The organism is Vibrio sp. 10N.247.311.13, assembly GCF_041467595.1.
Lineage (GTDB): Bacteria > Pseudomonadota > Gammaproteobacteria > Enterobacterales > Vibrionaceae > Vibrio > Vibrio crassostreae_C.
On record NZ_JBFSUX010000011.1, the window covers coordinates 1 to 14,955 of the forward strand.

At 42.2% G+C, this 14,955-nt stretch carries 15 protein-coding genes; 3 read left to right on the forward strand and 12 right to left on the reverse strand.

What is annotated here, in order from left to right:
- Positions 1–246: 246 nt before the first annotated feature.
- The 5 genes from AB6E52_RS06960 to AB6E52_RS06980 form a co-directional block, all read right to left on the reverse strand.
- Positions 247–1,149 carry a DMT family transporter gene (locus AB6E52_RS06960; RefSeq protein ID WP_372010926.1) on the reverse strand — a complete coding sequence of 301 codons (903 nt, stop codon included), beginning with the start codon at positions 1,147–1,149 and terminating at the stop codon, positions 247–249.
- A gap of 96 nt (positions 1,150–1,245) precedes the next feature.
- On the reverse strand, positions 1,246–1,959 hold the full coding sequence (locus tag AB6E52_RS06965; protein ID WP_102319964.1) for an AraC family transcriptional regulator: 714 nt from the start codon (positions 1,957–1,959) through the stop codon (positions 1,246–1,248).
- A gap of 471 nt (positions 1,960–2,430) precedes the next feature.
- The gene (locus AB6E52_RS06970; RefSeq protein WP_102319965.1) at positions 2,431–3,471 is read right to left on the reverse strand and encodes a DUF2860 family protein; all 1,041 of its coding nucleotides are present in this window, start codon (positions 3,469–3,471) and stop codon (positions 2,431–2,433) included.
- Between the two features lie 82 nt (positions 3,472–3,553).
- A complete protein-coding gene (locus AB6E52_RS06975; RefSeq protein ID WP_240800853.1) occupies positions 3,554–4,789 on the reverse strand; it encodes a HAMP domain-containing sensor histidine kinase in 1,236 nt (411 codons plus the stop codon).
- Positions 4,758–5,420: a response regulator transcription factor gene (locus tag AB6E52_RS06980; RefSeq protein WP_102319967.1), complete on the reverse strand. Its 663-nt coding sequence runs from the start codon at positions 5,418–5,420 to the stop codon at positions 4,758–4,760. The genes AB6E52_RS06975 and AB6E52_RS06980 overlap by 32 nt, the downstream gene beginning before the upstream one ends.
- Before the next feature lie 103 nt (positions 5,421–5,523).
- Between AB6E52_RS06980 and AB6E52_RS06985 the strand changes: the two genes are divergently transcribed.
- Positions 5,524–6,654, forward strand: coding sequence for a fumarylacetoacetate hydrolase family protein (locus tag AB6E52_RS06985; protein ID WP_102319968.1), 1,131 nt, complete (start codon positions 5,524–5,526; stop codon positions 6,652–6,654).
- 343 nt (positions 6,655–6,997) lie between these two features.
- On the opposite strand, the gene grxB is transcribed toward AB6E52_RS06985, so the two are convergent.
- The 5 genes from grxB to AB6E52_RS07010 all read right to left on the reverse strand — a co-directional run bounded on the left by grxB (position 6,998) and on the right by AB6E52_RS07010 (position 11,244).
- A complete protein-coding gene (grxB, locus tag AB6E52_RS06990) occupies positions 6,998–7,633 on the reverse strand; it encodes a glutaredoxin 2 (protein ID WP_102319969.1) in 636 nt (211 codons plus the stop codon).
- A 27-nt stretch (positions 7,634–7,660) separates the two neighbouring features.
- Positions 7,661–8,686 carry a zinc-binding alcohol dehydrogenase family protein gene (locus AB6E52_RS06995; RefSeq protein WP_102281765.1) on the reverse strand — a complete coding sequence of 342 codons (1,026 nt, stop codon included), beginning with the start codon at positions 8,684–8,686 and terminating at the stop codon, positions 7,661–7,663.
- Positions 8,687–8,830: 144 nt separating this feature from the next.
- On the reverse strand, positions 8,831–9,598 hold the full coding sequence (locus tag AB6E52_RS07000; protein WP_102281786.1) for a glycine betaine ABC transporter substrate-binding protein: 768 nt from the start codon (positions 9,596–9,598) through the stop codon (positions 8,831–8,833).
- 202 nt (positions 9,599–9,800) lie between these two features.
- Entirely contained in the window at positions 9,801–10,883 is a 1,083-nt protein-coding gene (locus tag AB6E52_RS07005) for an L-dopachrome tautomerase-related protein (RefSeq protein WP_102281767.1), read from the reverse strand.
- Between the two features lie 70 nt (positions 10,884–10,953).
- Entirely contained in the window at positions 10,954–11,244 is a 291-nt protein-coding gene (locus tag AB6E52_RS07010; protein ID WP_102281769.1) for a putative quinol monooxygenase, read from the reverse strand.
- Positions 11,245–11,622: 378 nt separating this feature from the next.
- Here AB6E52_RS07010 and AB6E52_RS07015 point away from each other — a divergent pair, with 378 nt between their 5' ends.
- Positions 11,623–12,540: a LysR family transcriptional regulator gene (locus AB6E52_RS07015; protein WP_102319970.1), complete on the forward strand. Its 918-nt coding sequence runs from the start codon at positions 11,623–11,625 to the stop codon at positions 12,538–12,540.
- A 15-nt stretch (positions 12,541–12,555) separates the two neighbouring features.
- On the opposite strand, the gene AB6E52_RS07020 is transcribed toward AB6E52_RS07015, so the two are convergent.
- Together AB6E52_RS07020 and AB6E52_RS07025 are read right to left on the reverse strand one after the other, a co-directional pair.
- Positions 12,556–13,296 (reverse strand): sulfite exporter TauE/SafE family protein, encoded by a 741-nt coding sequence (locus tag AB6E52_RS07020; protein ID WP_102281773.1) that lies wholly within the window; start codon positions 13,294–13,296, stop codon positions 12,556–12,558.
- A gap of 77 nt (positions 13,297–13,373) precedes the next feature.
- Positions 13,374–13,664 carry a putative quinol monooxygenase gene (locus tag AB6E52_RS07025; RefSeq protein WP_102281775.1) on the reverse strand — a complete coding sequence of 97 codons (291 nt, stop codon included), beginning with the start codon at positions 13,662–13,664 and terminating at the stop codon, positions 13,374–13,376.
- Positions 13,665–13,910: 246 nt separating this feature from the next.
- Here AB6E52_RS07025 and AB6E52_RS07030 point away from each other — a divergent pair, with 246 nt between their 5' ends.
- Entirely contained in the window at positions 13,911–14,939 is a 1,029-nt protein-coding gene (locus AB6E52_RS07030; RefSeq protein ID WP_102281777.1) for a radical SAM protein, read from the forward strand.
- The last annotated feature ends 16 nt before the right edge of the window (positions 14,940–14,955 follow it).

The following is a 14,955-nucleotide window of genomic DNA, read 5'->3' on the forward strand; positions in this document are numbered from 1 at the left end:
GATGACCTCCTTTTTAATTTGGTCATCACGATTGTAGTTGGAAGGAAATGGACATTTCTGAGTTAGCGACTTTGCTAATTTAATAACATGCGAATAATTCTAGGTATTGGAAAATCGCTTGGTAAGGTGTCTAATTTCGTGGTGCGGCTCGATATCGAGCCATCAACCACTTTAGTAGTCAGTCTAGTGCTTAACATAGTAAACAATTAAGCATGATAGTATCCATGAGTGTTTGTTCGTGGGTGGCTACCTGTCTTTTACTTGAATCAACAAACAAATGAGGATTAAACCGATACCACTCCAACCAAGCAGCGGTATCGACTCGCCAACCACCACCACAGCTAAAGCTGCTGCTACAACAGGCTCAAAAAGCGTAATCAAACTTGCACTGCTTGCGGTCACAAACCTTAGGCCAAATCCATAAGCAATATAACCTAAACCCATTGGAATCAAAGCCATATAGCCAACTACCAGAATATTGGTTGTTGATGCAAAAAGGTTTTCGCCAGTGACCAAAAGTGTTGGGAGCAAAATTAATGAACCAAAACCAAAAATACAGCCTAAAGCCGATTGGGATTCGACACCCTGTTCAATGAGTGTTTTAGCAACCCATGAATAGACGGCATAAAATAAACCCGCCATAAGACCCAACAAGATGCCAATCAGTCTTAAGTTACTGACTGTATCGGTTGCATATGACTCTGAGAAAACTAACAACATGATGCCTGCAATTCCGACAGAGAAGCTTAGCAACCATTTTTTCGTGATGTTTTTACCTTTGCTAAATAGACACTCAAGTAAAACCGCAAAAAACGGTGCTGTAGCAATAGAAATCACGGTACCAATTGCGACACCAGCCAGCCTCATGGAGGAATAAAATGCTAATGGATAAGCAGCTAAAGCAATTGCACTAATCGCCAATTTCCTCTTATGATTCAGAATCTTTTTGAAATCATGTCGAAGTTGCTTGCGAGACAGTGCGACTTGAAAAAGCCCACCAACCCCCATTGAAAAAGCACCTATTGCCAGAGAACTGATATCTGGAGCTAAACTAGCGACTGTGCCAGTAGTGCCCCATAAGATTGAAGCAAACAGTATCGAGAAAATGCCGAGCTGATAGGAAGTATAGCGATTGTACAACATAAATATATCTACCGAGGAACTGATAACAAGGCAGAAATCTTAGGCGATTAATCACATCATGTATTTGCTAAAAGGACGCAATAGTTGCTTAAATAGACCAACTCAAGAACGAGCGAACGCTCTTGGTGACATTCCATAGTAGGTGGAAAAACGTCGACTAAAAGCTGAAAGGTCACTGTATCCTACTCGTTCAGCTATTAACTGCACAGGTAAGTCAGTATGGGTCAGCAGTGCCTTAGCCTTTTCCATACGTTGCTCAGTGATGTATTTGAACACACTCATTCCTATGTTTTCTTTAAAAAGCTTCTTGAACTGGGTTGGACTAAGATATATAGCCTTAGCAAGCGATTGAATAGTTAGAGGCTCGGCTAGCCGTTTGCTGATCATGTTCTGCACTGCACGAATTCGTGGATCGCTCGTTCGAGACAACTCTTGCTGTCCCAGCAATAAAGTAAAAATATTGACTATAGAGGCTTCAATTTGATTATCCACCTGATATTCAAGTTGCTTTTCAACAAAATGAAGAAAGCTCAACAAAGGGGGAGAGGTTGAAAAAACGGCTAACTCCTCACTGATCAAATGTGAAGGAAGTTGATCATAATCAGCTACAATGAATCGTGCGGCTTCATCAGCAGTAAATCCATGTGCTATTCCTTTTGGGATCACCACGCACTCACCGACACTCACCTTACCCAAGAAACCATTCATATCAATATGAATATTGCCTTGAATAGGCAGTACCAGTTGATGATAGCTATCGTGAACATGGCTACTAAAGTGCTTTGTGTAAGTGCGAATACTTAAACTAGTTTTCATATCAACAACAAGTTAGAAAAAAATAACAGGCATCTTCCGCCACTTTCGCTCATAACAAAAAGTAGGTCAAGCAGACGCTTCACGTAACTTAAAATGGGGCAGTTCTGAGCTAGGTGGCACTATTTGAGAAAAGTGCCACGAGTAAAACTTCAAACCTATGAAGCCTCTGGACAGAAGCGTGTCAGTGATTTTGCTACATTAGCATTTAACGGATTACTTCTATTACAACAAAACCTCCAACCTAGTGGCCAAACTCACCCATCAAATACAATAGGTTGCTCATCTATAGGTACAGACAAAATTTTCAAAGATCGTCCTGAGATCGGGATAGCCAATAAGTTAGAATCACTCTAGATTCGCTATGGAAGTGTCAAAACACGGCGAGTAATCTTCTCTATCAAAATCATAAAAAGAGGTAAATGAAACTGAAGAAGCATCAGTGCCATTTACCCACTTTCAATACGTGGCTTTTCAGAATTGATATTGCATTCCTAAAGTAACCAAGTATTCATCATGGTCATAAAAATCAATGTTAGCGTCAGTGATGTCCCACCCACCTCTCGCAATGAAAAGTGTATTCTTCCAATCAAATGGCATCGCATATATGTATGTCGCTGACACACCGAGCTTCGTATCTTCCCGAGTTCGCTTCCAGAGAGGGTTTATGTCGTCAAATTTTTGAAGTCCAACGCTGCCCGCTAGCATTGTAATATGTCGCCCGTTTCTTAGTTGAAACTCAGCTTCTGTACTAATACGCTGGCTCTTTAATGCCGAACCTGAAGCATCAACATCTAGGTAATTGATCAACCACTCGATTCCCCACGACTCATTTAAGTCAGTCATGTAATTTAGTTCAACATAGCTAAGGTTCGAATTTCTAGAGAGCGCTGCTAAACTGTCTTCTTGGTCTAGCAAATACTTCCCGCGAGCAAGTTCAAGAGACCAATCTGAACCCAAAACTCGGTCATAATTTAAAACAAGACCTTTCACAGCAGCGTTTGTTGTCGTTCTATCTGATTTCAATTGATAAGGGTTTTTCCAGACTTCTTTCTCCAACAATCCCGGGACCACACCAATCGCTATATTTGAGCCGTCAGTCAAATAATGACGATATCCAGCTTGTGTGTAAAAGTCGCTCGCCATTCCAACAATATCAGTTTTAAAATACACTTCATTTGAATCATCAAAACGATAGTTAAGATCCCAAAAAGGAATAACAATAGCTTCACTCTGCCGGTCTTGAGAACTCGAATAATCAGTGATTTTAGCTTCAGAATCGGTATCCATCACCGAGTTAGTACCATCGACCCCCGTAAAAAGACTGACACTACCATGAAAGCCAGTTGTGTTTTGTTCCTCTGCATACACTGCAGAACTAGCCAACACGCATCCAACCGCCAACAGCTTAAGGTAACCTTTTAGTGAGAATAACTTGGTCGCCTTGTTTCTCTGTTTAGAACTCAACGAAGGCGTAAATAAAACTGGGTGAACTAACAAGTTTGAGTGAATCATCGTACTATCCTTATGTGCTTAGATAGCCAGACTCTACTTAGGCTTGTGTCACAACAAAGTCACAACTCACTGATTAACTTATTTAGAAATAAATCACAGCCTTCGCTTTGTGAGATGTCACCGACAAATGATAGCGCCAGTTGGCACTCTTACAGACAGCTGAAATGATTTCATCTCCATGACCAAAGCCTTGCCCATCGTGTTCCCTAACATCATTTCCAATCACAAGTCGTCGTCCTTTTAACTGGATGAATATATAGCTATCGGTGTAACTCATCGCATTACGGATAAGATTCGCGATAATGACCTTTGCAAAATAACTTTCTATTTCAACATCCGACAGCAAAACTTGGTCTAGTTGGATACTTCGACCAGAAAGCAAAAAGTGATGCTGCTCGATCGTTTCATTAATGACTGCCTGTAATGACTTTTTAGGCTGAATCCCCTTTTCTTCCCGACCGAGTAACAAAAAGGTATTGATCAAGTTATCCATCTCTTTATTTGCGACTTGAACACGGCTGATTATTTGCCGTTTTTTATCATTAACTTCTGCGATTTGTAGCAGATCGGTCGCCCCTAGAATCACATTAACCGGCGTTCGTAATTCATGGCTGGCAAAGCGAGTAAACTGTTGCTCTCGCTTCAAAAAGGATTGAATCCTAGAATAGGATTGGTGATAAGTCCGATACAGTGCCCCAATTTCATCTTTACGCGACGAAATGGCACTATCATTAACGTTGTCAGACGGGTGTTGAATTTGATGGACCAAAAGGTCAATTGGACCGCTAAAATAACCTGACAGTAAGTGGGCAGCAACCAGTCCCAAAACAAACACAACGACCATCATGTACCCAACATAAGCCATCACTCCTTCGCCATAATCGACCATGTGGGGATCCAGTTCAGGGAAATAGACAAAGTGAAGCCACTTTTGTTGGAACGGTGACATAAAAGTCACCGTATGAGCATCGCTGAGCTCAAATTCTTCTATCCCTATGTTTGTTATACCTTCAAGAAAACTCGGTTTGTTATCGTCTTCAAATTGGTATACAGCAAGGAAATTATCTTCCGGGCTAGTCCAGTCTCCGGTCACTAACGATGTTTGTATCCATTGCTGTTGTAGCAACTTTACGCGTTGGTTAATAAAACTGTCGGCGGCAATTTCGGTAGCCGCCCACGCAATCACTCCGATCGCAATGACCACGAGTAACATCAAAGCCGACATCACGGTAAAGACTTGATGCCTAAAGTGACCAAAGTACCATTGTATAAATGAGTTTTTCACATTAAACAGCATTAAGTCGATATCCTTGGCCACGTTCTGTAACCAGCACCCCTTCTGGCAATGCCTTTCTCAGACGGTATATTTGAGTGCGTAATGCGCTCGTTTCTTCGGGCTCATCGCCTTTCCAGATTTCATACGCAATGTCTTGATTACCGACGAGTTTTGGGGCTTTTTTTATGAGTAAACAAACGATACGTTTTTGAGTTGGGTCTAAAGCAATTTTTTCATCATTAGCCGTGACAGTATCGGTACCGACATCATAAACCAAACCACCATATCGAAACTCTGGGCTTAAGCGGCGTTGATTTCTCGCCTCGAGTGCTTCAACTCTAGCGTAAAGCTCTTGTAGCTCAAACGGCTTCACCAAATAGTCATCCGCGCCGGCTTTGAAGCCTGCTAATTTATCCTCAAGCGTATCCCTCGCGGTCAAAAAGATAATTGGTATATCAGCGTGACGACCCGCACGAATAGCACTGCAAGCCGTTAAACCGTTCATTACTGGCATCATAATATCCAATATTATTAGATCAAAGCGCGACTCATCCAACAATTGAATGGCGGCCTGCCCATTATAAGCAAAGTCAATATCGTGACCAAAGAGCTCTAAATAATCACCTAAATTAGCTGCGGTTGCGTGGTTGTCTTCTGCGACAAGTATTCTCATGTAATTTCCTTTTCAATGACTACTGTATTAGCGCGAAGATTGGTGACGTAATTGTGACATTGGCAAGCGTACTGTGATCACATCAACCAAACGGAGAGTTAAAATGAAAGTATCACCAAAACTAATCAGTTTCACAGCACTATTCGCTTTGTCGTCAATCAATTATGCTCATTCGACGGAAATCGCGCCCTCTGACGTTGCCCTTACACTCGCACAAGTACTCAACCCATCAGGTCAAACCCATACGTATTTAGTCACTGAATCTACGGGAAAAAGTGTAAAAGCGATCAATCTAAGTGACCATTTTGACTATTACCCGAGCGAAGCACTAAGCTTTATCGACCGATACGGCTATAGCACTTTGTCTGACGTACATTACGACCTCCCAGTCACATCCCTAGACTACAAACAACTACTCGCAGCAGGTGGGCAAGGATCTGAGCATATCGCAGCAGGCACTAACTACTTAGAGCATGGTGAAGAAGCAGATATTGACGAAGTCTTCCTATTTCCTAAGTTTTCCAAGCCAACACCAAACCACACCAAGATCCGCTACCAAAAGGATGTGCTTCTGGATTACGAGGTAGAGCTGTGTATGAGGTGGATTAAACCTATAAATAGCCCTGAACAAAGCGATGGTTATGCGGGGCTATTTGTATGTGGTGACTTTACTGACAGAGCGGAGCTGTTGCGGAAGATTGATGTCGACAACGTTACATCAGGTCATGGATTTAGTGATGCGAAAAGTGGACAATCACGCTTCCCAACCGGACCTTACATTGTGGTTCCCAAAGATTGGAACTCCTTCTTAAAAAGCGTGTTGCTAACCACCTATGTCAATGGTGAGCAGCGCCAACAAACCGCTGCTTCCGAAATGATTCGTGACCCCAAATCTCTTATTGAGATGATTCTAGAAAAGGGAGAACAGCCTATCTGGCGATATCAAGGTCAAGGCGTCACGTTATTCGACCAACAAGGGATTAATCCAAACCAAAATCTAGTGACAGGTACGCCGGCGGGTGTCGTTTACAACACCCCTGGGTGGGGTTATAGAATATCGAAATCCATCAAGTGGATCGTAACCTTTTCATTCTTAGATTCTGGTCCGGTAGACTATATTTTGGAGCAATACATCGAAGAAAGCTTTGATAACAAAAGTTACTTGCAAGCTGGAGATAAGGTGCAGCTCACCGGTACCTATCTGGGAAGCATAGACGTCGATATTACCAACTAGACACCCAAACTAACGACACTTTAATCTTAGCTTGCTCATTGTTTGCTGAACTCCATAAATACGCGTGCCTGATTAGTCGGCGCGTGTATCAATAAAACTTCTGGACATTTTCGTGTTTGGGATTTTGCTAAATTAGAAATAAATGAATAACTACAGGTATGGAAAATCACGTCGTAAAGATTTCCAACCTGCCTTGAGGTTACTTCTAGGGGAAGAGGAATAGTAATGAGTAAAAAGAAATCACAGGTTTTACTGTTTTTAAGTTTGACTGGTTATATTAATAAAAAAAACGAGCTACCATCTTGATAACTCGGGCCTAATTAACACGCTTTCGTCCAACAATCTAGACAGTTAGTAAACTAGCGCCTAGCTGATTACTGTTTGTTTTCATCCATAACTTAAGCTCTTGTGGCCATGTAATGGTCGGTTCTGCAAAGAAGCCGCGCAGTAGCGAGAAGTAGATTGCCTGATCAACCAAAGGCAGTGGTGATTTACCCGCATTCGGTTGGATCAACGCTTCAGCGTTAAGCAACTGTGCGTTTACATCTGCAACAATTTGCTCTGTGCTTTCTAACAGGCGAACAAAGTTCAGCTCTTCTGTCTCTTTCTTCGCTTGCCATGCAGTAACACTTGCTTCAGTCGCGAACTCTTTTAGATTCAGTTTCGTCCAGCGAGGGTAGCCAATTCTTTGAATCAAAGGGAATGCCTCACGCTGAAATGCCAACGTCTCTTCTGATGGTGCGGCTACCGCATCAATACCAGCTTGCTCGATAAAGTAAGCAATGATATCCATGCTTTCCGCCATCACGTTGCCATCCGTTTTCTCCAAAACTGGCACCATTTTTTGACCGATTAAATCAATCAGAGTTTGCGCATCAGCGTAATCCACAACTTGGTATTCAACGTTAAGCTTCAGTGCATTAGCAACATAAACAACACGGGCACAAAATGGACAATGCTCGTAGATATACAGTTTCATCAAAAATCCCGTTTTTATAAGTCTGAGTTAGTATTTAATTGCAGTTTTGCCAATTGACGCGCTGCTTTCGATACGTTGGTGTGCGTCTTTTAACGTCTCAACACCAAAGCCATTTAATGTTGTAGTGAGTGTTGATTTAATGCGGCCAGCATCAATCAAGTTTGCCGCTTGGAACAGGATATCTTGCTGCTTCTGGATATCGTCAGTGTTAAACAGCGAGCGAGTAAACATCAGCTCCCAGATAAAGCCAGCTGATTTGCCTTGTAGTTTTGATAGGTCAACACCACCATCAAATTCTACAATTGAACTGATCATGCCTTGCGGAGCAATCAACTCGACCATTGCATCCCAGTGACCTTTGGTATCTGCAACGTTGAAGATGTAGTCCACATGTTGAATGCCTTGCTCACGTACCGACTCCACTAGATTGCGGTGATTCACAATATGGTCAGCGCCCATATCTCTTACCCACTGCTCAGTCTCTGGTCTTGAAGCGGTCGCAATCACTGTTAAGTTAGTGAGCTGCTTCGCCAATTGAATCGTAATCGAGCCGACACCGCCTGCGCCACCAATAATCAGGATAGATTTCTTCTCTTCTGGACGAACGCGTAGGCGATCAAACAAGGCTTCCCAACCTGTCAATGTAGCGAGAGGCATAACGGCTGCTGATTCGTCAGAAAGGCTTTTTGGGGCGTGAGCTGTAATTCGGTAATCGACCGCTTGGTACTCAGCATTCGCACCCATACGTGTCACATCACCTGCGTAATAAACACGGTCACCAATTTCGAAGCCTGAAACATTGCCACCTTTAGCAACCACTTCACCCACCGCGTCATAGCCCAATACTTTTGGCTGCTCTAGGGTTTTATCTTGTGCGTTGCGGATACGTATTTTTGCATCTGCTGGGTTAATCGAGGTCGCACTCACTTTTACCAGCAGGTCATTGTCTTTTAGCTCTGGCAGGCTTGTTTCAAACTCGAATAAGCTGTCTTGCTCTGTAATTGCTAGTGATTGAGTAAAACCAATTGCTTTCATTGTTGTTGGTGCTGGCATGTTGTTTCTCCTTTGATTGGACACCTTCATCATAGAGATTTTTTACCCTAGATAAACCGCCTAATCTTTTAATTACATTCAATATATTTTTGATAATCACACTGCTCGACCGGGTAGTGTTGAGATACTTACCTGTTAACCTAGTTAGATAACACCTTGTGCAGCTAACCATTCATACGTCACTTCATCTTGCGGTTTACCCTCTCGGCACACTTTATAATCAAGCTCGGCAATAATATCGTTGGAGAAACGTAATGAATCTAAGGTTTTAAGCTGTTCATCAGTAAATAGATTTTTCTTATCATCTCTCAGTAACAGTACAGCTCGGTCTACAATTCCAAGCAGCCCTTTCGGCTCTATAAGCTCGCGAATATCATAACGATAGTGAAGAAATTGCGGTTTCCATAGCGGCACAATGACCCACTCTTTATTTGCGACGGCATCTTCAAAAGCACTAAAACAGTCGTCTTCACTGCCTGTAAAAAACTCATAGCCTGCTTTACTTAAACCGTACTCTTCCATCATCTGGATAGAGAAGCGAGTGATTCCAGCTCCTGGATTAATACCTTGAATTTTAGGTCTCATTTGCTCGACGACTTCAGGCTTCAATAAATCCGCCACTTCAGCGACCATCTCTTCAGGTACGTAATCCGGCACACCCCACAGTGCGTAAGGTTCGTAATGAAGTCCAAGCTCGATTAATGGCTCAACTTTTTCAACGTCCGACTTATAGATACCATGGCTCGATGGTAACCAAGCAGAAGAGAGCATATCGATTTCACCAGCTTTCAGTTTTTCAAAATTTTCCTGATGAGGGGAAAAGATTCGCTCAACTTCGAAGCCCATGGTCTTCAATACATTGCTAACCAATGAAGCTGTCGTGCGATGGAATGATAAATCTGTTACACCCATTGTGATTTTTTTATTCATTGTTCTTTCGCTCTTATCGTTGCTGATAGATTGATAATACAAGGCTCTAGAGTAATCAAAAACAGCCTAATTTTTGAATAATTATCAAAAATAAATTGATAGATGCCGATTTACACTTAATAAAAAAGCGTATGCATTGATGAAATACATACGCTTGATATTTACGTATCTATCTACTGTCGCCTTAATCTAATTTGATTCGCAAGACATGATATGGCTTTCTAGAACCTTCTTCACCTTCGTTAAAAGCAGGGTGGAAGTGAAGAGAGTTTTGAGTGACGTACAAGTAATCACCCTGGATAGAGAAACCATCTGCCCATGACAATAACTTGTCATCTTGTGCAAAGATTTTGTAGCCGTCTTTATTCACCACACCAACAGCATTTTTCTCAATATCACCGACATAGATATCACCGTTATCTGCGATAATCATGCCATCACTTGGACGTTTTTCACTGAAAAATTCAATCTGCTCGGCCAATGCATCTTCACTAAGCGCTGTGTTAGCAAGAGCAGCGGCAGGAATACGGTAGATAGCACTACCATTGACTGTACCAAAATATAGCCATTCATTATTTGCATCAATAGTGATTGGATTCACACCAAGATAAAGCGCATCAACGCTACCATCTTCACGCTTTGTCGCCATACGAGAACTATCAATCACAACCTCATGCTCAGGTGAAAGCAGTGCTTTATTTGATTGCAAAACGCGGCGAGATTTACCTGTATTTAAATCTACAACAACAAAGGCAGGCGCAGCTTCGCCATACAGATTACCTAAACTCGTATCGGCAATGTACATCTGGTTACGCAGTGTATCTAATGCAAAATCCTGTAAAAAAGAGTTACCGACCTGTACGTCTTTTCCAATTTCAATGCGTTTAAATAGCTTATCGTTGACGGTATCCCATGCAACAATTTGCGAAGGCGAAGTTTCACTGCCCATATCTAACACCCACACAACACCATCATCGGTACTATCAATACCGATTACTGAAGCCAAACCAACCTCACCTTTATCTGGACCATCTGCCCAGTCTTGGGTTGGAAATGCTTTGGTTGAGCCATCCTTCATCAATTCAACAACACGAAGTTCAGGTGCATCAAGGGGTTGCATAGAAAGGAAAGTACGCCCCTGCTTCGTTACTGTAATGTTCCCTGGTCGTGTGCCATCAAGCTCAGCGACGACTTCGATCTCTGCTGCTTGAGCGGTATTAAAGAGGGTTGCTACCGCAATGGCTAAAAGTGATTTTACGTTTTTCATTTCATGTACCTTAGTGGGATTCACTTGATTTTGGTTCGTAATAAATGGCTGATACCCATCTAATGTAAAGTTAAGCGATTTGCGTCATTTCATTTAGCGTGAAACTTGCAACACACCCTTCCGTCGCTGCCATGTATTCTGCAAGGTGAGTATTACCCATGTGTGCTTGCCATAGCTCACGAGATACCCAGTTCTCGTAAAACATAAAATGTGCTGGGTTTTCGTTGTCTTGATGAAGGTCGTAGTTAATGCAGCCTTCTTCAGCACGCGTGATATCAATCAGCTTCAATAGCTCTGCTTTAACCAGTTCAACTTTATCTTCGTTCGCAACAATATTTGCAACAATAGTCAATTTAGTCATGTTTAATTCCTTTATCTCTCTACTTGTTAACAACAATAATAACCCTAAAAAAAAACAACACCTTATTTCTGTAGCTTGCCGTAAGCACTGGCAACACCAATCAGTGTAGTCAATGAATCGTCATGGATTATCTAATTATTTTTTAAACATTATCTAAAATAAATTGATAATCATAAACGTATGCGCTAGGTCTTGTGTTTAGTCGGGTTTGTTTGAATGAAGCTATGATAGGCGAGTTATTAACAATGAAAAACAGGTTTTAATTTGAATTATTATCAAAAATAATTTGAATGCAGATTGTTCTGTCGTCAAGACTGCTTTATAAATAGTAGAAACGCAGCAAATACTGCTGTCCCTTTTTCTGGTAAAGGTCTCATCATGCTCTTAGAAGATTTACAGGTTATTTTAAAAGTCGCGGAGTTTCGCAGCATCACCGCAGCGGCAACCAGTTTAGATATGCGTACCGCCACAGCGAGTGCAGCGGTAAAGCGCGTTGAGGCATCATTGGGCGCGGAGCTTTTTGTCCGTACAACCCGTCACTTGCGATTGTCCTCTGCTGGGGAGCGTTATTTACCTCAGTGTCAAGAGGCGCTAAAGATGCTTGAGCAGGCCAAAATGAATATGCATGAAGACTTGGGCATTATTGATGGTGAAATTCGTATCGCGCTATCGTCTGATTTGGGGCGTAACCTTATTACTCCTTGGTTAGATGAGTTTTTATTGCAATACCCGAATGTCTCACTGCGTTCAAGTATTAGCGATAGCAATATTGATTTCTACCGTGATTCTGTCGACATGGCTCTGCGCTATGGCTCACCAACCGATGCCAATATGTATGGCTTTAAAATCTGTGATGTACAGAGAGTGCTGTGTGCAAGCCCTAGCTATTTAGCGGAAAATCCAGCCCCCACACAGCCGAACGATCTGCTTGAGCACAATGCGTTGTTTTATCAATTGCACGATGTGTTACAAAATGAGTGGTTATTCAGTCATGAGGGTACGACTCATAAGGTAAAACTGAAAGGCAATCGAGCTTCGAATGATGGGGATCTGGTGAGGCGTTGGTGTGTTGCAGGTAAAGGTGTGGCAATCAAATCGTGCCTTGATATGTCTGATGACCTTTTAGCAGGTCGAGTGGTTAGTATTATGAAGGAGTACAAACCAACGCCGACTGAACTCTGGTTGGTTTGTCCGAGCCGTCAGTCCATCACACCAACGGTTCGGCTGTTAAGAGATTTATTTAGAGAGAGAACGAACGTGATACTTGAGCAATTAGCAGAAAAAAGAGCGCTATAAGATACTGACGATGGCTTATAACGTAGCGACTCCGGAGTACAACATTTTTATAGCCGTAATGAATAATACGCTGTAGCTGATTTTGTAAATCAGCTCTTGAGAGATGATGTTAACCAACCAAACACCGGTTCTCACCCCTATAAATGCAATAGGTACAAGCACGAGTGATGTCATCAAGTTTTGTGTATCGAGTTGTCCCATATAACTGTATGGGACTAACTTAACAAAATTAAGCCCAGCGAAAAACACAACGCTGGTGCCGATAAGTTGCTCTTTAGGCAGTTTCTTGGGTAGCAAATACATGCTTGCTGGCGGTCCCCCTGCATGAGCTATCGTACTCGAAAAACCTGATAATAGGTTTAATGCGTAGCCTTTGATTCGGTTAGGTGAACCTGATTGCTTCAACAATAATTTTTGCCCCAAAAAAGTCAGCGCCAATCCACCAATCATTAGTTCAACAATGTGTGTCGGAAGGCTGCCCATGAAGTAAGAAGCGGCCATAACCCCTAACACAGCAAAAGGCATCATGACTTTGAGTTCGGCATAATTGCAATTTTTACGATGATAAAACAGCGCCATTAGATCCATTCCACATAAAAGTGGCAATAGAATAGCAGCGGCTTGGACAGGCGAAACACTCATTGCCATTAATGGCACCGAGAGCATACCCAAAATCCCTCCAACACCGCCTTTTCCCATCCCATAAAAGAACACAGCAGGTATCGCAGCTAGATAGAACCAGATATCAATAATCATTATTTTCACTACATCGACAGGCAAAAAAAGAAGGTCATGATGACCTTCCTTCCAAACACTACAGAATCAAAAACTATTTATGCGATTTGCGTCATTTCGTTTAGCGTGAAGCTTGCCACTGAGCCTTCTGTTGCTGCCATGTACTCGGCTAGGTGCGTGTTTGCCATGTGTGTCTGCCAAAGTTCACGTGAAGTCCAGTTCTCGTAGAACATGAAGTGTGCTGGGTTCTCGTTATCTTGGTGAAGGTCGTAGTTAATGCAGCCTTCTTCAGCGCGTGTGATGTCGATTAGTTTTAGCAGTTCTGCTTTTACTAGTTCAATTTTGTCTTCATTAGCAACGATGTTTGCAACGATAGTTAACTTGCTCATAGGGTATTCCTCATCATAACGTTATGCAGCTTATCAAACGATGCCTTCGCTGCCTTGTTGGGTTGGATGTATAGTACGACACGCATTCACATCCATAAACAACCTCCCATTTGATTTATTATCAAAAATAGATTGATAATGGATTGTCTATTTTAATTTGATAATAAATCAAACTAGCCCCAGTTTTTACTGTGCTTTAAATTACGTAGCATGCGCTTATTGATTTCATTGATGGATAGATAAGCCATGACACAGATACAATTTCAACAAGGTCCAATACGCCCACCCTCTGAAGCAGACAGTTTGCTGATACGGACAACACAAGGCTGCCCGTGGAATAAATGTAAGTTCTGTACTCTGTTTGAAGGGATGGAGTTCTCTATTCGTCCTGTCGAAGAGATCAAACGTGATATCTGGGCGGCACGAGCCTTCTATAAAAACCGACAGTTTGAGAGCTGTTTTTTGCAAGATGGTGATTCCTTTGCAATGGAAACGGACGATTTACTGGATGTGCTCAATACACTAAAAGAGGCGTTCCCGGAGCTCACACAAATTAGCTCATATGGCAGAGCTCAAACCATGACTAAAAAGTCTCCAGCCGAGATGAGGGCTATCTGCGATGCAGGGTTAAACATGCTGTATTGCGGTATGGAGTCGGGCTCGCTTGAGGTACTCAAGTTGATGAAAAAAGGGATCACCCCTAAGTCAATTTTGAAATCAGCCGAGTACGCGAAGCAGGCGGGTATGAAAATGATGACATTCATCATTCTTGGCTTAGGTGGGAAGGCGTTGTCCGAGCACCATATCGCACAGACTGCCCAGCTATTAAACCAGATTGATCCTGAGGAGATCCGAATATTATCGCTAGCGGTAAAACCTGGTACTGAGTTGGATGATATGGTTCAAAACGGCCAGTTTACGCCACTTTCAGAGCGTGAGATGTTGGAAGAACAATTTCAATTGATCAGCCAATTAGATGGCATCAAAAGCAATTACGGTAATTATCATGGGATAAATTTGCTGACGGAACTCAATGGACAATTTCCGCATGATAAAGAGGCGTTTTTACGTACCATTGATCACTTCATGTTGATGAACGAAAACGATCAAAATAACTTTATTTTAGGTCGTCGTACCCACCACTATGCGACACTGAATGACATGAACAATAAGCTCATGTATGACACGGTGCAGCAACAGCTAAAGCGCATAGAGCAGCAAAAACTTGGCGACCTTGAAGATATTTTTTATAGCCTTCGCCAACGCATGATCTAAACCCAAGGAGTCCGAA